This window comes from Paracoccus sp. 228 (assembly GCF_000967825.1).
Classification (GTDB): Bacteria; Pseudomonadota; Alphaproteobacteria; order Rhodobacterales; family Rhodobacteraceae; genus Paracoccus; species Paracoccus marcusii.
The window spans coordinates 399726-419693 of sequence record NZ_JYGY01000001.1; the positions used below are offsets into that span (position 1 = coordinate 399726).

Annotated in this window: 18 protein-coding genes; 6 read left to right on the forward strand and 12 right to left on the reverse strand. The window is 65.8% G+C overall.

Features of this window, described 5'->3' with window-relative positions; translation table 11 throughout:
- Positions 1-284: 284 nt before the first annotated feature.
- Positions 285-1154, forward strand: a complete 870-nt coding sequence (locus tag SY26_RS01915) for an ABC transporter permease (protein ID WP_157020380.1) — start codon at positions 285-287, stop codon at positions 1152-1154.
- On the opposite strand, the gene choV is transcribed toward SY26_RS01915, so the two are convergent.
- The 3 genes from choV to choX are packed head-to-tail and all read right to left on the reverse strand — an operon-like array spanning position 1151 to position 3997.
- Positions 1151-2155, reverse strand: coding sequence for a choline ABC transporter ATP-binding protein (choV, locus tag SY26_RS01920; RefSeq protein ID WP_045999051.1), 1005 nt, complete (start codon positions 2153-2155; stop codon positions 1151-1153). The two genes, SY26_RS01915 and choV, sit on opposite strands and share 4 nt — an antisense overlap.
- Positions 2152-3000, reverse strand: coding sequence for a choline ABC transporter permease subunit (gene choW, locus SY26_RS01925; protein ID WP_045999052.1), 849 nt, complete (start codon positions 2998-3000; stop codon positions 2152-2154). The genes choV and choW overlap by 4 nt, the downstream gene beginning before the upstream one ends.
- 55 nt (positions 3001-3055) lie before the next feature.
- Entirely contained in the window at positions 3056-3997 is a 942-nt protein-coding gene (gene choX, locus SY26_RS01930) for a choline ABC transporter substrate-binding protein (protein ID WP_045981249.1), read from the reverse strand.
- A gap of 87 nt (positions 3998-4084) precedes the next feature.
- Between choX and betI the strand changes: the two genes are divergently transcribed.
- The 3 genes from betI to betA are packed head-to-tail and all read left to right on the forward strand — an operon-like array spanning position 4085 to position 7708.
- Positions 4085-4651, forward strand: a complete 567-nt coding sequence (gene betI / locus SY26_RS01935) for a transcriptional regulator BetI (protein ID WP_045981248.1) — start codon at positions 4085-4087, stop codon at positions 4649-4651.
- Positions 4648-6093, forward strand: coding sequence for a betaine-aldehyde dehydrogenase (betB, locus tag SY26_RS01940; protein WP_045999053.1), 1446 nt, complete (start codon positions 4648-4650; stop codon positions 6091-6093). Before betI ends, betB begins: the two co-directional genes overlap by 4 nt.
- Entirely contained in the window at positions 6080-7708 is a 1629-nt protein-coding gene (gene betA, locus SY26_RS01945) for a choline dehydrogenase (RefSeq protein WP_045999054.1), read from the forward strand. Before betB ends, betA begins: the two co-directional genes overlap by 14 nt.
- 33 nt (positions 7709-7741) lie before the next feature.
- On the opposite strand, the gene metH is transcribed toward betA, so the two are convergent.
- From metH to SY26_RS01960, 3 genes are all read right to left on the reverse strand, one after another.
- Positions 7742-10459 carry a methionine synthase gene (gene metH / locus SY26_RS01950; protein WP_045999055.1) on the reverse strand — a complete coding sequence of 906 codons (2718 nt, stop codon included), beginning with the start codon at positions 10457-10459 and terminating at the stop codon, positions 7742-7744.
- Positions 10452-11489, reverse strand: coding sequence for a homocysteine S-methyltransferase family protein (locus tag SY26_RS01955; RefSeq protein ID WP_045999056.1), 1038 nt, complete (start codon positions 11487-11489; stop codon positions 10452-10454). The genes metH and SY26_RS01955 overlap by 8 nt, the downstream gene beginning before the upstream one ends.
- Positions 11490-11585: 96 nt before the next feature.
- Positions 11586-12038 (reverse strand): Lrp/AsnC family transcriptional regulator, encoded by a 453-nt coding sequence (locus SY26_RS01960; protein WP_045999057.1) that lies wholly within the window; start codon positions 12036-12038, stop codon positions 11586-11588.
- A 128-nt stretch (positions 12039-12166) separates the two neighbouring features.
- Between SY26_RS01960 and hppD the strand changes: the two genes are divergently transcribed.
- Together hppD and SY26_RS01970 are read left to right on the forward strand one after the other, a co-directional pair.
- Complete coding sequence (hppD, locus tag SY26_RS01965; protein ID WP_045999058.1) at positions 12167-13279, forward strand: 4-hydroxyphenylpyruvate dioxygenase; 1113 nt, start codon at positions 12167-12169, stop codon at positions 13277-13279.
- Positions 13280-13316: 37 nt separating this feature from the next.
- Positions 13317-13676 carry a Rieske 2Fe-2S domain-containing protein gene (locus SY26_RS01970; RefSeq protein ID WP_045981242.1) on the forward strand — a complete coding sequence of 120 codons (360 nt, stop codon included), beginning with the start codon at positions 13317-13319 and terminating at the stop codon, positions 13674-13676.
- A gap of 29 nt (positions 13677-13705) precedes the next feature.
- Here SY26_RS01970 and SY26_RS01975 read toward each other — a convergent pair whose 3' ends face one another.
- The 6 genes from SY26_RS01975 to SY26_RS02000 all read right to left on the reverse strand — a co-directional run bounded on the left by SY26_RS01975 (position 13706) and on the right by SY26_RS02000 (position 19783).
- Positions 13706-14743: an extracellular solute-binding protein gene (locus tag SY26_RS01975; RefSeq protein WP_045999059.1), complete on the reverse strand. Its 1038-nt coding sequence runs from the start codon at positions 14741-14743 to the stop codon at positions 13706-13708.
- 95 nt (positions 14744-14838) lie between these two features.
- Positions 14839-15582, reverse strand: a complete 744-nt coding sequence (locus SY26_RS01980) for an SDR family NAD(P)-dependent oxidoreductase (protein WP_045999060.1) — start codon at positions 15580-15582, stop codon at positions 14839-14841.
- 58 nt (positions 15583-15640) lie between these two features.
- A complete protein-coding gene (gene ppk2 / locus SY26_RS01985; protein ID WP_045999061.1) occupies positions 15641-16525 on the reverse strand; it encodes a polyphosphate kinase 2 in 885 nt (294 codons plus the stop codon).
- Positions 16526-16529: 4 nt separating this feature from the next.
- Positions 16530-17456, reverse strand: a complete 927-nt coding sequence (gene metA, locus SY26_RS01990; protein WP_045981238.1) for a homoserine O-succinyltransferase — start codon at positions 17454-17456, stop codon at positions 16530-16532.
- Position 17457: 1 nt separating this feature from the next.
- On the reverse strand, positions 17458-18321 hold the full coding sequence (locus SY26_RS01995; protein ID WP_045981237.1) for a hypothetical protein: 864 nt from the start codon (positions 18319-18321) through the stop codon (positions 17458-17460).
- 304 nt (positions 18322-18625) lie between these two features.
- Complete coding sequence (locus SY26_RS02000) at positions 18626-19783, reverse strand: outer membrane protein transport protein (protein ID WP_045999062.1); 1158 nt, start codon at positions 19781-19783, stop codon at positions 18626-18628.
- Positions 19784-19968 lie beyond the last annotated feature (185 nt).

A 19968-nucleotide genomic window follows, 5' to 3' on the forward strand; every position in this document is an offset into this window, starting at 1 on the left:
GCCCGGTCCCTGGGGCCGCAGCGGTTGACCCTGTCCTGCCTGACCCTGGGTTGCCCCCTGACCCTGTGCGGGGCCCTGGGGGCCTTCCTGCGGTGCGGTGGCACCGGGGGGCGTGTTCCTGTGGGGACCGGAGTTGGAATCCTGGGCGGACATGCGCTTACCCCGCCTGCCTTGTTGATCTTGCTGGCGCCGTCATACATAAGCGCGCAGAACAGTTCCAGCACCGATCCGTTGCCAGGATCGTGAGCAGCGCAAACGCGCCCCCGGCGCCATCCGTGATCCGCATGTCCCAATCCACCACACCCCGACACGGCCCGCCCGCCGCCCCCCTGCCGCAGCGCAAGACCGCCGCGCAGGGCCCGCGCGTCCTCAAGGAGGTGCGAAAGCACCGCAGCTTCGCCAGCCTGCGCGCCATCACGGCGCTGATCCTGCGCGAGGTCCAGACCAGCAACGGCCGCGCCTCGGGGGGGTATTTCTGGGCGGTCGCGGAACCTGCGGGCGGGATCATGCTGCTGACGCTGATTTTTTCGGTCACCTTCGCGCTGCCGCCGATCGGGACAAGCTTTGCGATGTTCTATGCCACCGGGATGGTGCCGTTCCTGGGATACATGGACATCTCGAACAAGGTCGCGTCCTCTGTGCGCTATTCGATGGCGCTTCTCAGCTATCCGGCGGTGACCTTCATGGACGCACTGCTGGCACGGATCGCCTTCAACGCGATCACCCAGGTGATGGTGGCCACGGTGATCTTCACGGCGATCATGATGACGTCGGAGACCCGGACCGACCCGCAGATGGACCTGATCGCGATCGGCCTGGCGATGATGATCCTGACGGGTGCAGCCATCGGCGTCATGAACTGCTTCCTGTTCGAGGCGGTCAGTTGGTGGCAGCCCCTGTGGGCGATCTTCATGAAGCCGTTCTTCCTGCTCTCGTGCATCTTCTTCATGTTCGACGATGTGCCCCAGCCCTATCAGGACTGGCTGTGGTGGAACCCGCTGATCCATGTCATCGGACAGATGCGGCGGTCGTTCTATCCGCAATATGCCGGCGAATACGTCAGCTATACCTATGTCTTCGGGCTGGGGCTGGGTCTGTTCGCCCTGGGGCTGGCGCTGCTGGTCCGGTACCACCGCGACCTTCAGAACAGCTAGCCCCGCGGGTCGATCAGGCGCGCCAGGACCGCGGCCTGCGTGATGCGCCCGCCGCCCTGCACGGGCAGGGCCGTGCGATCCGCCAAGAGGCCCATGACCGCGCGCACCGGCATGTCGCGGGGCACGGGCTCTCCCTCAGCGGTGCCGGGTTCGGCCACGTCCTCGGCGGTCAGCACGCCAAGCGGGTTCATGTGCGCCACGAAATCCGCGACATAGTCGTTGATCGGGTTGGCGATGATCTCTCTGGCGGTTCCGATCTGCACGATGCGTCCGCCCTCCATCAACGCGATGCGGTTGCCGAGCTTGAAGGCCTCATCCAAGTCATGGCTGACGAAGATGATGGTTCGCCCGGTCTTGGCCTGCAACTCCAGCAGTTCGTCCTGCAGGCGGGCGCGGATCAGCGGGTCCAGCGCGCTGAACGGTTCGTCCATCAGCAGGATCGGTGCCTCGGTCGCAAAGGCGCGGGCCAGGCCCACGCGCTGCTGCATGCCGCCGGACAGCTCTCCGACCTTGCGGTCGGCCCATTCCGACAGGCCCACGGTCGCCAGATGGCCCTCTATCTTGCTGCGCCGTTCGGCCTGCGACATGCCCGCCAGTTCCAGCCCAAGGCCGACATTGTCGCGCACCGTGCGCCATGGCAGCAGGCCGAAGGCCTGGAACACCATCGCCACGTCGCGCAGGCGGATGTCGCGCAGCGCCCGGCTGCCGGCTGCGGTCACGCTGACCATCTGACCGCCGCGCTTGATGCGGACCTCTCCACGGCAGACGGGGTTCAACGCGTTCACCGCCCGCAGCAGCGTGGATTTGCCCGATCCCGACAGGCCCATCAGGACCAGGATCTCTCCATCGGCCACCGACAGGCTGCAATCATGGACGCCCAGCACCTGTCCGGTTTCGGTCTTGATGGGGCCGCGGTCCAGACCCTCGTCCATCAGGGGCAGGGCGCGGTCGGGGTGATCGCCGAAGACGATGCACACCCGGTCGAATTCGACGGCGTTCATTTGCGGCCCTCCATGCGCAGCATCCGGTCCAACAGGATGGCGACGACGACGATCACCATGCCCGATTCGAAGCCCAGTGCGGTGTTGACGCTGTTCAGGGCCCGCACGACAGGCACGCCCAGGCCCGATGCGCCGACCAGCGCGGCGATGACGACCATCGACAGCGACAGCATGATGGTCTGGTTCAGCCCGGCCATGATCTGGGGCAGGGCGCTTGGCAGTTCCACCTTCCACAGCAGCTGGCGGGGGGTGGCGCCGAATGCGGTCGCGGCCTCGACTAGAGCAGGCGGGGTCGAGGCGATGCCCAGCTGCGTCAGCCTGATCGGCGCGGGCAGCACGAAGATCACGGTGGCCAGCAGGCCCGGCACCATGCCGATGCCGAAGAACACGATCGCCGGGATCAGATAGACGAAGGTCGGCAGCGTCTGCATCAGGTCCAGGACCGGGCGCATCCAGGCATAAAGCCGCGGCCGGTGCGCGCAGGCGATGCCGATGGGCACGCCCACGGCCATGCAGACGATGCAGGCCGACAGGACCAGCGTCAGCGACTGCAGCATTTCGGACCAGTAGCCCTGGTTCAGCACGAACAGCAGCCCGAACATCACCAGCAGGCAGGTGCCCAACCGCCGCTGCAGCGCCCAGGTCAGCGCCACGGCCAGCGCGATGAACAGGAACGGGTTCGGCGCCTCCAGCCCCGTCAGGATGGCGTCGATCAGCGCCTCCATCCCGGTCGAGATCGCATCGAACAGCCCGGCCGCATTGGCATTCAGCCAGTCAAAGACCGTCTTTGCGGTCCGTCCCACGGGGATCTTGGTGTCGGTGACCCAATCGGTCAGCTGTTCCATGCCTGCACCCTCTATGACGTTGGGGGCCCCGGCGGCACAGCGCCGGGGCGGGGGGTCATTGCGCCAGCGCCTCGGTCAGCGCGGTCTGGGGGTCGTTGCCGTCGGCGGTGGTCACGTCGACCAGCCAGGGGGTGGCCGCGTCCGGGTTGGCCGCAAGCCAATCGCGGGCGGCGTCCATCGGATCCTGACCGTCGTTCAGGATGGCGCCCATGACCTCGTTCTCCATGGTCAGGGTGAACTCCAGGTTGGTCAGGAACTTGCCCACGTTCGGACATTCCGCGACATAGCCCGCGCGGGTGTTGGTGCGAACCTCGGCGCCGCCAAGATCGGGGCCGAAGATCTCATCGCCGCCGGTCAGATAGGTCATCTCGAACTGGGCGTTCATGGGGTGGGGCTCCCATCCCAGGAAGATCACCGGCTGATCGCTGTTGGTCGCGCGCTGGACCTGGGCCAGCATGCCCTGTTCGCTGGATTCGACGACCTCGAAGGTGCCCAGGTCGAACTTGTCCATCGCCACCATCTCAAGCAGCAGGCGGTTGCCGTCGTTGCCCGGCTCGATGCCATAGATCTTGCCGTCCAGCGCCTCGCTCTGTGCGGCGATGTCGGCGAAATCGGCGATCCCCAGGTCGGCACCGGCCTTGTTTGTGGCCAGCGTGTATTTCGCGCCGGTCAGGTTGGTGCGCACCGTGTCGACCGTGCCCGCGTCGCGATAGGGGGCGATGTCGGCCTCCATCGTGGGCATCCAGTTGCCCAGGAACACGTCCACGTCGTCCGTGGACAGCGCCGTATAGGTCACCGGGACCGAGAGGATGCGTGTCTCGGTCTCGTATCCCAGGGCCTGCAGGACCGTCGACGCGATGGCCGTGGTCGCGGTGATGTCGGACCAGCCCACGTCGGAAAACACCACCTCTCGGCAGCTGTCGGGCTCCTGCGCGGCGGCGGGCAGCGCCAGCGCGGGCGTCATCGCAAGGACCGCGAGGATGCGGGAAAGGGTCATGATGGGCTCCCTGTTCTTGATTGTTCAGTCAATTAACGTTACATGGAAACGGCAACGCAACAGAAATCTTCCGCCGCAGGTGCAATCATGCCGAAACTCGGGGCCGAGCCTATCCGAAAAGCAGCGCTGATCAATGCCGCGATCTTCGAGGTGGGGCGCGCGGGGTCGCTGGACGTCACCGTCGCGCAGATCGCCAAGCGTGCCGGCATGTCGCCGGCGCTGGCCCACCATTACTTCGGATCCAAGGACCAGATCTTCCTGGCGGCGATGCGGTATATCCTGCGCAGCTATGGGCAATCGGTCCATGACCGGCTGCCGGGGCGGGGTGCACGGGGGCGGTTGGATGCGATCATCCACGCCAGCTTTGCGCCCCAGAACTTTCAGCGCGAGACGGTCAGTGCGTGGCTCAATTTTTATGCACTTGCGCTGAACTCTCCCGAGGCCGCGCGCCTGTTGCGGGTCTATCACCGCCGGCTGCATTCGAACCTGATCGTGGCGCTGCGCGGCCTGACCGACCACCCCGAGCGCACCGCCGAGACGTTGGGTGCGCTGATCGACGGCGTCTATCTGCGCGCGGTCCTGACCCCCGGTCCGACCGATGCCGATGTGGCGCTGAACACCATCATGACCTATCTGAAGGAGGCCCTTGCATGAGCCTTTCCGCACAACCCACCGCATCCCTGTTCATCGGCGGCAAGCCGGTCGAAGGGCAGGGTGCCGACCTGCCCGTCCGCTATGCGTTGACCGGCGAGACCATCGCAACGCTGAAGGAGGCATCGACCGACCAGGTGGCCCAGGCCTGCGCCGCCGCCAAGGCCGCCCAGCCCGCATGGGCCGCGATGGCGCCCGTCGAGCGCGGCCGCATTCTCGGCCGCGCCGCCTCGATCATCCTTGAGCGCAACGACGAACTGGCGCGCCTTGAGACCCTGGACACCGGCAAGCCGATCCAGGAGACTCTGGTGGCGGACTGGCCGTCGGGTGCCGCGGCACTGGAATATTTCGCGGGTCTGGCGGCGACGCTGACGGGCCAGATGATCCCCCTGGGGGCGGACTGGGCCTATACCCGCCGCGAGGCCCTGGGTGTCTGTGCAGGCATCGGGGCCTGGAACTATCCCAGCCAGATCGCCTGCTGGAAAGCCGCGCCGGCCTTGGTCATGGGCAACACCATGGTCTTCAAACCCTCCGAGGAAACGCCGCTAGGGGCCTTGAAACTGGCGGAAATCTTCATCGAGGCGGGGATGCCTCCGGGCGTGTTCAACGTGGTGCAGGGCCGGGGCGATGTCGGTGCCGCGCTGGTCAACGACCCCAACGTGGCCAAGGTGTCCCTGACCGGTTCGGTGCCCACCGGCCGCCGCGTCTATGCGGCCGCCGCGGAAGGAATGCGGCATGTCACGATGGAGCTGGGCGGCAAGTCGCCCCTGATCGTCTTCGATGACGCGAACCTTGAGGACGCGGTCAGCGCCGCGATCCTGGCGAACTTCTACAGCTCGGGTCAGATCTGCTCTAACGGGACGCGCGTCTTCCTGCAGGAGGGTATCAAGGAGGACTTCCTGGCCCGCCTGGCGGAGCGTGTGAAGGCCGTCCGCATGGGCGATCCGCTGGACCCGGACACCAATCACGGTCCGATCATCAATGCGGCCCAGGCCGACAAGATCCGCGCCGCCATCCGCACCGGGCGTGACGCCGGTGCCCGACTGGTCTGCGGCGGAGAGGGTGAGGGGCCGTTCATCCCGCCCACGGTCTTTGCCGATGCCACCGACGACATGACCATCGCGACGGACGAGATCTTCGGACCCGTCCTGACCGCCCTCAGCTTTGCCGAGGAGGACGAGGTGATCGCCCGTGCCAACGGCACCGGCTTTGGCCTGGCCGCGGGGGTCTTTACCCAGGACCTGTCCCGCGCCCATCGCGTGGTCGCCGCGCTGGAGGCCGGCACCTGCTGGATCAACACCTACAACCTGACGCCGGTCGAGATGCCCTTTGGCGGCGTCAAGCTGTCAGGTCTGGGCCGCGAGAACTCTGCCGCCGCGATCGAGCATTATAGCCAGCTGAAATCCGTCTATGTGGGCATGGGAGGCGTCGATGCACCCTACTGATCTTCCGAAAGCCGCCAAGGACGCGGATTACGTCATCATCGGCGCGGGCAGCGCTGGCTGTGCCCTGGCCTATCGCCTGACCGAGGCGGGACGCACCGTCACGCTGATCGAGTTCGGCGGCAGCGATGTCGGCCCCTTCATCCAGATGCCGGGCGCACTGTCCTATCCGATGAACATGAGCCGTTATGACTGGGGCTTTGCCAGCCAACCGGAACCGCATCTGGGCGGGCGCAAGCTGGCGACCCCGCGCGGTAAGGTCATCGGCGGATCGTCGTCGATCAACGGCATGGTCTTCGTGCGCGGCAACCCCAAGGATTTCCAGCATTGGGCCGACAGCGGCGCCGAGGGCTGGGACTATGCGGGCGTCCTGCCGTATTTCAAGCGGATGGAGACCTGGCATGGCGGCACGTCGCCGGTGCGCGGCACCAGCGGCCCGCTGCACATCACCCGCGGCAAGCGCAAGAACCCGCTGTTCAACACCTTCATCGAGGCGGGTCACCAGGCAGGATGGCCACGCACGGACGATTACAACGGCACCCAGCAGGAGGGTTTCGGCCCGATGGAGGCCACCATCTGGAAAGGCCGCCGCTGGTCCGCCGCCAATGCCTATCTGCGTCCCGCGAAAAAGACCGGCCTGCTGACCGTCGTGCGCGGTCTAGCGAACCGCATCCTGTTTCAAGGAAAACGCGCCTATGGCGTTGAAATCGAGCGCAGCGGCAAGGTCGAGGCCGTCCTGGCAAACCGCGAGGTCATCATTTCGGCCAGCACGATCAACACGCCCAAGCTGCTGATGCTGTCGGGCATCGGGCCTGCGGATCACCTGCGCCAGCATGGCATCACACCACTTGCGGATCGTCCCGGCGTCGGGGGCAACCTGCAGGACCATCTTGAGATCTACATGCAGTACAAGTCGCTGAAGCCGGTGACGCTGTATACCTATTACAACCTGCTGGGCAAAGGCCGCGTGGGTGTCGAATGGCTGCTGCAGAAGACCGGCCTTGGCGCATCGAACCAGTTCGAAAGCTGCGGTTTCATCCGGTCGTCGGATGCCAAGGACTATCCCGACATCCAGTATCACTTCCTGCCGCTGGCGGTCCGTTATGACGGGAAATCGGCGGCCAAGGGTCACGGCTTCCAGGCCCATGTGGGGCCGATGCGGTCGAAATCGCGCGGCACCATCCGGCTTGCATCGGGTGACCCGTCCGCGGCGCCCGAGATCCGCTTCAACTACATGTCCCAACCCGAGGATTGGGAGGAGTTCCGGGCATGCGTCCGCCATACGCGCCGCATCTTTGACGCCCCCGCGTTCAAGGAATACCGCGGCGACGAGATCCAGCCGGGCGATGCCGTGCAGACCGATGAACAGATCGACGCGTTCATCCGCGAACATGCGGAATCGGCCTATCATCCCTGCGGCACCGCCCGCATGGGTGCGGCTAGCGATCCCGACGCGGTCGTGGACCCCGAACTGCGCGTGATCGGGGTCGAGGGCTTGCGTGTGGCAGACAGCTCAATCTTTCCACGTATCACCAACGGCAACCTGAACGGCCCGTCGATCATGACCGGCGAAAAGGCCGCCGATCACATCCTGGGCCGCCAGATGCTGCGCGCCTGACAAAGAAAGGCCCGCAGCGATGCGGGCCTTTCCCTATGCCGCGTCGGCCTCTGCCTGACGCTTGGTGTAGTTGAGGACCGGGGCCAGCCAACGTTCGGCCTCGTCCAGGGTCCAGCCCTTGCGCGCGGCGTAATCGCGGGCCTGATCCTCCTCGATCTTGGCGACGCCAAAGTAATAGCTGTTGGGATGGCTGATATAGAGGCCCGAAACCGACGATCCCGGCCACATCGCCATGCTTTCCGTCAGCGTCACGCCGGTCGCAGCTTCCGCGTCCAGCAATTTGAAAAGCGTCAGCTTTTCGGTGTGGTCGGGTTGGGCCGGATAGCCCGGCGCGGGACGGATGCCGGTATAGGGTTCCGCCGCCAGTTCCTCCGGCGCAAAGCCCTCGTCCGTGGCATAGCCCCAATAGTCGCGCCGCACGCGTTCGTGCAGCATCTCGGCCATCGCCTCGGCGATGCGGTCAGCCAGCGCCTTGACCATGATCGCGCCGTAGTCGTCGTTGGCGCGTTCATAGCGTGCAGCGATCTCTGCCTCCTCGGGGCCTGCCGTCACGACGAAACCGCCGACATGGTCGGGGATGCCTTCGGGTGCCACGAAGTCGGACAGGGCCACGTTCGGCCGGTCGCCACGCTTGGTGACCTGCTGGCGCAGCGTGTGAAGCATGGCCTGCGTCTCCGACCGATCGTCGCCGGTGAACAGGCGGATGTCGTCGCCGACCGCGTTCGCGGGCCAGAAACCGACCACGGCGCGCGGCTTGAACCATTGGCCGTCGATGATCCGGGCCAGCATCTCCTGCGCCTCGGTGAACAACTGGCGGGCGGCCTCGCCCTGCTTTTCGTCGTCAAGGATGCGCGGATAGACGCCCTTCAGCTCCCAGGTCTGGAAGAACGGCGTCCAGTCGATATAGCGCGCGATCTGGGCCAGGTCCCAATCCTCAATCACCCGCGCGCCGGTGAAGGTCGGCGCGGTGGGCACATAGCCGCTCCAGTCGATCTTTAGCGCATTGTCGCGCGCCTTGGCCAGCGGCAGGCGTGATTTCGATGCCTCGGACCGTTCGTGCCGGTCGGCGACGGCAGCATAGTCGGCCCGGATCTCGTCGACATAGGCGGCCTTGCGGTCGGTCGACAGCAGGTTGGAGGCGACGCCCACGGCCCGGCTGGCGTCGGTCACATAGACCGCCTGACCGCGCGTGTAGCGGGGCGAGATCTTGACCGCCGTGTGGATCTTGGATGTCGTAGCGCCACCGATCAGCAGGGGAATGTCCATTCCCTCGCGCTCCATCTCGGAGGCCAGGTGCACCATCTCGTCCAGGGACGGGGTGATCAGGCCGGACAGCCCGATGATGTCCACGTTCTCGTCGCGGGCGACCTGCAGGATCTTCTGCGCCGGGACCATCACGCCCAGGTCGATAACCTCGAAATTGTTGCAGGCCAGCACGACGCCGACGATGTTCTTGCCAATGTCATGGACGTCGCCCTTGACGGTCGCCATCAGGATCTTGCCCGCGGTCTCGCGCTCGGTCCCGCCGGACAGGCGCTTTTCCTCCTCCATGTAGGGCAGAAGGACGGCCACGGCCTGCTTCATCACGCGGGCGGATTTTACCACCTGCGGCAGGAACATCTTGCCCGCGCCGAACAGGTCGCCCACCACGTTCATCCCCGCCATCAGCGGGCCTTCAATCACGTGCAGCGGACGTTCGGCGGCCTGCCGGGCCTCCTCGGTGTCGGCTTCGATATATTCGGTGATGCCGTTGACCAGGGCATGCTCCAACCGCTTGTCCAGCGGCCATTCGCGCCAGGACAGGTCCTTTTCGCGCTTGGCCCCCTGACCGTCGCCGCGGAACCGCTCGGCGATCTCCAGCAGGCGTTCGGTGCCGTCGGGGCGGCGGTTCAGGACGACATCCTCGCAGGCCTCGCGCAGATCCGGGTCGATCTGGTCATAGACGGCCAGCTGGCCCGCATTGACGATGCCCATGTCCATCCCCGCCTTGATGGCGTGATAGAGGAACACGGCATGCATCGCCTCGCGCACCGGCTCGTTGCCGCGGAAGCTGAAAGACAGGTTCGATACGCCGCCCGACACATGCGCATGGGGCAGGTTCTGGCGAATCCAGCGCGTCGCCTCGATGAAGTCGACGCCATAGTTGTTGTGCTCCTCGATGCCCGTCGCCACGGCGAAGATGTTGGGGTCGAAGATGATGTCCTCGGGTGGAAAGCCCACCTCGTTCACCAGGATGTCGTAGGCGCGCTGGCAGATCTCGATCTTGCGGGCGGCGGTGTCGGCCTGGCCCTGCTCGTCGAAGGCCATGACCACGACCGCCGCGCCATAGGCCAGGCACAGTCGCGCCTGATGGCGGAACTGCTCCTCGCCCTCCTTCATGCTGATCGAGTTGACGACCGGCTTGCCCTGCACGCATTGCAGGCCGGCCTCGATCACCTCCCATTTGGAGCTGTCGATCATGATCGGCACGCGGGCAATGTCGGGTTCGGCCGCCAGCAGGTTCAGGTATTCGACCATCGCGGCCTTTGAATCGATCAGGCCCTCATCCATGTTGATGTCGATGATCTGGGCGCCGTTCTCGACCTGATCGCGAGCGACCTCCAGGGCGGTGGCATAGTCGCGCTCCTTGATCAGCTTTCGGAAACGGGCGGAGCCGGTGACGTTGGTGCGTTCGCCCACGTTCACGAAGGGGATGTCGGGCGTCAGGACAAAGGGCTCCAGCCCCGACAGGCGCAGGTAACGATCAGGCATAGGCGGGCACCTTTCTGGGGGCGAAGGGGGCCACGGCATCGGCGATGGCGCGGATATGATCGGGCGTGGTGCCGCAGCAGCCGCCAACCACGTTGACCAGCCCCGCGCGCGCGAATTCGGCGACCTGCGGGGCGGTGTCATGGGGGCCTTCGTCATACTGGCCGAAGGCGTTGGGCAGGCCGGCATTGGGATAGGCACAGATCAGCGTGTCGGCCACGCCCGACAGTTCGACCAGATGCGGCCGCATGGCCGAGGCACCAAGCGCGCAGTTCAGGCCGATGGTCCAGGGGTTCGCATGGCGGACCGAATGCCAGAAGGCGGTCGGCGTCTGGCCCGACAGGGTGCGCCCCGACGCGTCGGTGATCGTGCCCGAGATCATCATGGGAAGACGCTGGCCGTGTTCCTCCATCGCCTGGATGCAGGCAAAGATCGCGGCCTTGGCGTTCAGCGTGTCGAAGATCGTCTCGATCAGCAGGATGTCGGCACCGCCAGCGATCAGACCCTTAGCCTGCTGCAGATAGGCGGCACGCAGGTCCTCGAACGTCACGGCGCGGTATCCGGGGTCGTTGACGTCCGGGCTCATCGATGCGGTGCGGTTCGTCGGCCCGATGGCGCCTGCGACGAAACGGGCCCGCCCGTCCTGGGCCGTCGCGCGGTCCAGTGCACGGCGGACGACGCGGGCACCCTCGACGTTCAGGTCGTGGACGGCCTCGCCCAGACCATAATCGGCCTGCGCGATGGTGGTCGCGGAAAAGGTATTGGTCTCGACGATGTCGGCGCCGGCCATCGCATAGCGGTAATGGATCTCCTCGACCGCCTCGGGCTGGGTCAGGACCAGAAGATCATTGTTGCCCTGCTGGGGGTGGTCGGTGTGATGACGGCAGACATGACCGGACCCGTGGCCGGTATAGTCGTCCTCTCCCAGGCCAAGGCCCTGGATCTGCGTGCCCATCGCGCCGTCCAGGATCAGGATGCGTTCGGATGCGGCCTTGTTCAGGGCCGCAAAGGCGGGGGATGGGGGCAGGGACATGGTATCAGGCCTTTCGGTTTCAGCCCGTGATATAGGCGTTCCGCGTCCCATCGGCAAATTCATAGTATTCGACAAGATCATGAGCGCGGTGCATGGTCAGACCGGAACGCCGCCTTCGTCCTTGAGCGTCTTAAGAACGATTTCGGAGCGGACCTGCGCCACCTGCGGGTGCGGCAGCAGGTGGCGATGGACGAAATCGGCAAAGGCCTCCAGGTCGCGGGCGCGCACGTCCAGGACGTAATCGGCATCGCCGGACACCGAGAACGCCTGCCGGATCATTGGCTGTGCCGCCACGAAGCGGGCGAATTCGTCCTCGCGTCCCTGGCCATGGCCGCGCAGGTTGACGCGGATCACCGCCCTGAACCCGTGCCCCAGCTTGGCCGCCGACAGCCGCGCGGCATAGCCCTCGATCACTCCGGCCTCCTCCAGGGCCGCGCGCCTGCGCGAGATCTGGCTGGCGGACAGCCCCACGATCTGTGCCAATGCGGCGTTGCTGAAGGCCCCGTCGCGCTGCAGAGCAGCCAAGATTGCACTGTCGAACCGGTCCATGCATCACCCATGCGTCATTTGCGCGATCAATGCGCGTTTCGTGCAATTCTGGCTGCAGGGCGACGCTCTTTGCAAGCACATTGCAGCGGCCCGCGCGCATCATGGTGGCAACAAGCAGGAGGAATGCCATGGGACCCTTTCCCCACGATGCCCCCAAGGCCACGATCAGTGCCGCCAACCCCGCGGGAACGGATGGGTTCGAGTTAGTCGAATACGCCCATCCGGACCCGGCCGTGCTGGACCGCATCTTCCGGCAGATGGGGTTCACCCCCGTGGCGACCCACAAGACCAAGGCGATCACGCTCTATCGCCAGGGCGACATCAACTATCTGCTGAATGCCGAGGCGGACAGCCATGCAGCCGGCTTTGTCGCGGAACACGGCCCCTGCGCGCCGGCCATGGCGTGGCGCGTGGTGGACGCGCAGGTCGCCCTGCGGCGCGCACTGGAGCTTGGCGCGACTGAATATACCGGCCCTGGCAAGTCGATCGAGGCACCGGCTGTCTTGGGCATCGGCGGGTCGCTTTTGTATTTCATTGATCGCTATGGGGACGCGGGCAGTGCCTATGACACGGATTACGACTGGATCGGCGAGTCCGACCCGCGCCCCGAAGGGTTCGGCTTCTTCTATTTGGATCACCTGACCCACAACGTGATCCGCGGCAACATGGACACTTGGTACAAGTTCTATCACGACACGTTCAACTTCCGCGAGATCCGCTTCTTCGACATCAAGGGCAAGCAGACCGGTCTGGTCAGCCGCGCCCTGACATCGCCCTGCGGCAAGATACGCATCCCGATCAACGAGAGCACCGACGATCACAGCCAGATCGAGGAGTACCTGCGCGAATACAAGGGCGAGGGCATTCAGCACATCGCCATTGCCTCGAACGACATCTATGCGGGGACCGACCGCATTGCCGAGGCCGGGATGGAGTTCATGCCCGGCCCCCCCGACACCTATTACGAGATGTCGCACCGCCGCGTGAGGGACCATGACGAACCGCTAGACCGCATGAAGGCGCGCGGCATCCTGATCGACGGCGAAGGCGTCGTGGGTGGCGGAGAGACGCGCATCCTGCTGCAGATCTTCTCGAAGACGGTGATCGGGCCAATCTTCTTCGAGTTCATCCAGCGCAAGGGCGACGACGGGTTCGGAGAGGGCAATTTCCGCGCCCTGTTCGAGTCTATCGAGGAAGACCAGATCCGGCGCGGCGTTCTCGACGCCACCCCGGCCCAGTAGGGAGGAGCGGCGCGGCGGCGGGGAGGCCGCCGCGCCGATGATCATGGCTTGGACCGATTACAGCAGCGCCCCGGCGCCCGGAACGCGCGTCTGCGCGGCGACCGGGATCACTGGCGTCCATCCGCTGACCGTCACGACCGACCGCGGGTCGTTCCCGATGATCGTGCTGCGCGACGGCGACGTGCTGCGTGCCTATGTGAACGCCTGTCCCCATCAGTACCTGCCGCTGGATTACCGCGGCGATACGCTGCTTTCGGCGGATGGATTGCGGCTGCTGTGCACCGCACATGGCGCAAGCTTCGACAAGTCGACCGGCAGCGTCGTGGCCGGTGCGGAATGCGGGCTGGATGCGGTCCCGATCATGCAGCAGGGCGACCACATCGTGATCGCCCCCTGACAGGTTTCATGCGCGGTCCCTGACCGGGATCAGAAGCCGGCCTTGATCTTCTCGAACTCGGCTAACTGGCGCTGACGCAGTTCGGGGTCATTCGGGGTCTGGGCCAGAACGGGTGCGTCGATCTCGGCCAGACCTTCGGCGACGGCGGGTTCGTCGGCGATGGTCGCCATGGCCGCGGCCGAGGTATGGCCATAACCGATCGTGTCCAGCAGCGCCTTGGCGGCCGACGGCTCCAGCCAGGCGTTGATGAAGTCATAGGCCTTGTCTTCGCTGCCCGGACCGTCCTTGACGTTCACGTAGCCGCAGAAGAAGGTCGACGACCCTTCGGCCGGCTCACGCTGAAAGCCCACCGGATAGTTGTCGGCCTGCAGATAGACGACACCGTCGTTCCACGACCAGGCCACGTCCACCGCACCCGACGCCATCAGCTGTGCCTGTTCGGACGGGTCGGCCCAGTAGGCCGCGACATTGGCATGCGCCTCGCGCAGCCAGGCGGCGGCCGCCTGGAACTGTTCGTCGGTCACCTCGGACCAGTCGGTCACGCCGGTCGCCAGATAGGCCAGCGCCCAGACATCATCCGAACTGTCGGGCAGCGAGGTGCGGCCCTGGTATTTCGGGTTGGTGAAGACGCCAAGGCTGGCCACGTCCTCGGCAGGCACGGTCTCGGTGTTGTAGGCGATGGCGGTGGCGCCCCAGTCGGTGGGGATGAACCACACGCCCTGATCGTCGCGGAACACCTCGCTGTCCAGGAACCGCTCCTCGATCTGCTCGAAGTTCGGGATGCGCGACGTGTCCCAGGGCTCGATCAGGCCGGCATCGCGGTACTTGCCGACCATCTGGCTGCAGGGATGGATCACGTCCGCCTTGAAACCCGAAGCAACCTTCTGGAACGCTTCGTCGTCATCGCCGTAGAAGGCATAGGTCGGGCTGTCGCCGTGCTTGTCCACATAGGCCTGGAAGATCGAAGGCTCCTCGAACCCGGCCCAATCGAAAACCGTCAGTTCGCGGTCGGCGGCATAGGCGGGCAGGGCCGCCGCGGCCAGGATGGTGGTGGTCAGCAAGCGCATGAAAACTGGCCTCTCTGTTGTCGGATTTGCGACAACGCTAAGGCGGGCTGCGGGCGCGCGCAAGGGTTTCGCGCGCCCGTGATGGGCCTGTGTGCCTAGCGCATCCGCAATGCGCCGTCGACGCGGATCGTCTCTCCGTTCAGATAGTCGTTCTGGACGATGAAGGCGCAGGTCCGCGCGAATTCGGTCGGATCGCCAAGCCGCTTGGGATAGGTCACCTCGGCCGCCAGGCTGTCCTGCACGTCCGCGGGCAGGCCCTTGAGCATGGGCGTGCCAAAGATGCCGGGCGCGATGGCGCAGACGCGGATGCCCTGTCCCGCCAGATCGCGCGCCAGCGGCAGCGTCATGCCCGCGATGCCGGCCTTGGAGGCGGCATAGGCGGCCTGGCCCTTCTGCCCGTCAAAGGCGGCGATGGACGCCGTGTTCACGATCACGCCGTTCTGGGCACGCCCGTTCGCGGCCATGCGTCCGGCGGCCAGGCGCAGCACGTTGAAGCTGCCGATCAGGTTGACCTCGATCGTGCGGCGAAAGCTGTCCAGCCGGTGCGGACCGTCGCGGCCCAGGGTCTTTTCGCCCACCACCACGCCCGCGCAGTTCACGCAGACATCGATGCCCCCCATCCGCGCCACGGCATGATCCAGCGCCGCCGTCACGCTGGCCTCGTCGGTGACGTCGGTCACGGCATAATGCGCGCCGATGACGGATGCGGCTTCGGCGCCTGCCGGGTCGCGGTCCAGCACGGTGACCTGCGCCCCCATGTCGCGGAAATGCGCCGCGGTGGCGGCACCCAGGCCCGATGCGCCCCCGGTCACGACGGCGCGGCAGTTCGACAGATCCATGATCCCCTCCCAGGATGTTCCGGTCGGGTTCTGGCACGTGGGCGCGCGCGCGCCAAGATCAGTCGCGCAGCAGTTCCGGCCCGCCGGCGATCAAGGGGTCGCGCGTTCCGATGGCGGCCTGATCCTTGCCCGCGTAATCGACCGCGCCCAGAATGGTCTGGATCGCGGCGATCCGGGCGCGGCGCTTGTCGTCTGACCGGATCACGGTCCAAGGCGCGATCGGCGAATGGGACGCCGCCAGCGTGTCGCGGATCGCCACGGTATAGTCGTCCCACCGGGCCAGCCCGTCCACGTCGATGCCGCTCAGCTTCCACTGCTTCAGCGGGTCCTTTTCGCGGTCCAGAAAGCGACGCAACTGTTCGGCGCGGCCCACGTTCAGCCACAGCTTGACCAGGATGATCCCGTCGTCGACCAGCATCTGTTCGAACCCCGGCAGCTGGCGAAAGAACGCCGCGCGCTGCGTGTCGGTCGAAAAGCCGAAGACCCGTTCGACCACGCCGCGGTTGTACCAGCTGCGGTCGAACAGGGCGATCTCTCCGGCGCCGGGCAGCCAGTCGACATAGCGCTGGAAATACCACTGGCCCGCCTCGCGCTCGTTTGGCTTGGGCAGGGCCACGATGCTGGCCGACCGGGGGTTCAGGTTTTCACGCACGCGCTCGATCGTGCCGCCCTTGCCGGCGGCGTCGCGCCCCTCGAACAGGACCACCAGCCGCTTTCCGCTGTCGATCACATCATGCATCATGCGAACCAGCTGCATCTGCAATGCAGCCATCTTCGGTTCGTATTCGGCCTTGGGCATCTCTGCGCTGTAGGGGAAGTCCGGGTCCAGGATGTCCTTGGACGACCCCTTCTGAACCGCCTTGCGGATCGGCGCCGGGGCCTCGTCCTGCAGATAGGCGGTGATCTTGCCCACCAGCGGCAGGTCCGGCAGTTCGGCGCCCATGTGCTCAGCCCTCTCCGATGCGCGACATGTCGTACCATGTCGTCTGATAGATCTCGTTGATCCAGTTACCGTAGAGCAGGTGCGCATGGCTGCGCCAGCGGTTCGCGGGCGCCCGCGTCGGGTCGTCGCCGGGATAATAGTTGGCGGGCACGTTCACCGGTTTCCCCGCCGCCACGTCCCGGTCGTATTCCTCCTTGAGCGTGGTGCTGTCATATTCGAAATGGTTGAAGACATAGAGGGCACGATGCCCCGGATCGGCCAGCAGGCACGGCCCGACATCGGCGCTGGCCAGCAGGGTGGTCAGCGCAGGGCGGGCGTCCACGTCGTCCTGACGCACCTCCGTCCAGCGGCTGACCGGGACCAGCACCTCGTCCGAGAACCCGCGCAGATAGGGCGATGCCGGCGCCAGATTGGTGTGCCGGAAACAGCCGAACGCCTTGGCGGGCAGGGGGTGCTTGGGCAGGCCGTGGAAATGCGCCGCCATCGCCATGCCGCCCCAGCAGACGCCGAAGGTCGAATGCACATGGGTCTGCGTCCAGGCAAAGACGCGGGTCAGTTCGTCCCAATAGGTCACGTCCTCGAACGGCAGATGCTCGATCGGTGCGCCGGTGATGACCAGGCCGTCGAACTTCTCTCCGCTGGCCTCGACGTCGCGGAACGGTCGATAGAAGCTTTCCATGTGGTCGGCGGCGGTGTTGCGGCTTTCATGGTCCGACATGCGGATCAGCTGAAAGTCGATCTGCAGCGGCGTGGCGCCGATCAGCCGGGCGAACTGGTTCTCGGTCTGGATCTTCTTGGGCATCAGGTTCAGCAGCGCGATGCGCAGAGGACGGATGTCCTGGGTCGCTGCACGACCCGGCGACATGACCATCACCCCTTCCTGGGACAGGATGCGATAGGCGGGCAGGCTTTCATTCAACGTGATGGGCATGTCAGCTATCCTTGCGCGCGATGGCGGTCGCGATCAGGTCGGTGAAATCGTCAGGGGTGCGGATCTGCGCCACCTCCTCGGCCAGGATGGTGACGCCGCGCCGGGCCATCGCCTCATAGCGCGGCTGGCGATGCGCCAGCGCCCGGGCATAGGTCCAGCGGATGAAGTCATCGGGGTTCACCTGGTCAGCTTCCAGCCCCTTTTCCACGCGATAGGCGATCCAGGCGCGTTCCAGGAACTGCGGCTGGTAATACATCGGCTTCGGCGCGCGGTCGAAACGGCGGACCAGTTCGGCGGTATGCGCGTCGCTGCCCTTGATCCAGACCAGCAGCAGGTCGCGCGACAGGGCGGTCAGGACCGGGTCGTCGGGATCGTCCGGATCCACGACCTCGCAGATCGAGCCGCCGCTGTCGCAGACGAAATGCGGCGTGCCGTAGATGTCGCCGGCGCGGTCCATGAAATGTCGGGTGTCCAGAAGCGAGGCGATCTCGGCCCGGCGATGCTGGTCCTGACGCTGGCAATAGGCGTCGAAGGGCAGTCCCCCGCGCGACGGGCTGCCGGGCTTGCCCAGATAGGTAGACAGCGGCGCCAGGTTGTCGAAGGTGATGTTGCTGGCGATATGCACGCTGTCAGACATCAGCAATTCGCGCAGAAACGGCACCTTCATCGCCTCGCGCTTGAAATTGTCGGCGATGTATTCACCCATGTAGCGCGTGCCGATCCGGTAATCGACGCTGTAGTGGAACCAGTCGCCCGTGTCCCGCAGCATCGAGGCCAGATAGGTCTTGCCCAGGCCGGACATGCCGAAAAGCACGACCCGCTTGCCCGCGGCGGCCCGCCATTCATCCGCGCTGCCATAGATCATCCCATGCCCTTTCCCTGCTCGGCCCCTAGGTAATCGCATGCATGCGGCATGGAAAGAGGCCGACCGCACGGGCGTACCACGCCGCGTCGCGCAGGACCCTCTGCGTCCCGCGCAGGCCGGGGGGCCAGCCCCCCGGACCCCCCACCGTCGCGGCATTCCGCCAGTTCGTTGCGCATCGTCGGCCTGTCCCCCGCGCAGGGGCGTTTGGACGATGTCGCCGCCCACCACCACAGGGTTGCCGTCCAACGAAAAACGGCCCTGTCGCGGAGACAGGGCCGATCGGTGACCTAAGGTCAGGCGGCGATCAGAAGCTGTAGCCGATGCGGATGCCAATCCCCAGCAGGTCGCTGTCTTCCATCTGTGCACGGGGTTCGCCGCCGGTCTGGGGACGCGCGTCGCCCAGCTTGGAGTAGTTGATCCCCGTGGTGATCTTCATGTTGTCCATGGTGTAGACGGCGGCCAGCGTCAGGCCGAGGCGACCGTTGGTCGGCGCCAGGGGCGAGACCAGATCGTCGTTCTCCGGCTCGTAGACAAGCGCTGCGGAGCCGGACCATGTCTCGTTGAACTTGCGACCGACGCCGAGCGTATAGGTCGTCGTGTCCTCCAGCGACACGAGGCCGTCCGTGACGTTGAAGCCCAGCGGATCCGTCGCGGTGGGTGCGCGGGAGAAGATGCGCGGGTTCACGGTGAACTCCGACCAGTTGACCCAGCGGATGCTGCCGAAGACCAGCGTGTCCGCAGCGACGCCGGTCTGCGCTTCGAGGGTCAGCGATTCCGGGGTGTCGACGGTCGTGGTGGAACGTCCCAGGATGGTGCCATTCACGCTCTCGACCGTGTCGAACTGATGTTCGACCTTGGAGTTGTAGGTCAGCGAGACGCGACCCGCGATGTCGGGAATCTCATAGGCGGCGCCGACCACGAAGCCGACGCCCCAGTCCTGGTCCAACTGCACGTTGTAGCCGCTGATCGGACCATAGGCCGCGCCGCTCAGCGTCACTTCGGCATCGGCGCGCGAGCCGCGCAGGCCGCCATGGAACGACAGGTTGTTGGGCAGCTTGTAGCGCATCAGGGCGGTCACGGTCGTCGAATCGACGCGCGCGCGGGTGCCGCCCAGCAGGAACGATCCCCCATCGGCGGCAGGGGTGTAGGTCACGTCCGCGCCGAAGGGTTGTTCGATGATCAATGCGGCCGACAGCGCGTCGTTGAACTGGTGCTTGTAGCCCAGGCCCACGAACCCATAGCCGTTTGCCACGTCACCCGTGTTACGCTGCGGGATCGGTGCGCCCACGGGAGGGCTGTCCGGGCCTTCGACGGTCGGGTCGGCGCCGCCGAAGCTGAGTTCCGCGTAATTGCCCTGTTCGAACAGGATGTTCAGTGACTGGGGCGCGCGTTCGATCCCCCCGGCCAGCAGTGGCGCGGTTCCCGCCAGCAGCGCGGCCATGCTCGTGATTGCGAATTTCATGTCATCTTCCCTCGGTCGGGCGAACCGCCCCCGGAACCCACCGTAGCGCACGAACGTTATCGATCAATTACTCAAACACGCTGACGTGACGTCCGCGTCATGTCGGCCCGTATGCCGTGTCGTCCGTGCAACGCCTGCGTGCGGGCTGGACAAAGTGGACAGGGCGTGAAAGGGGAAACTGCCAA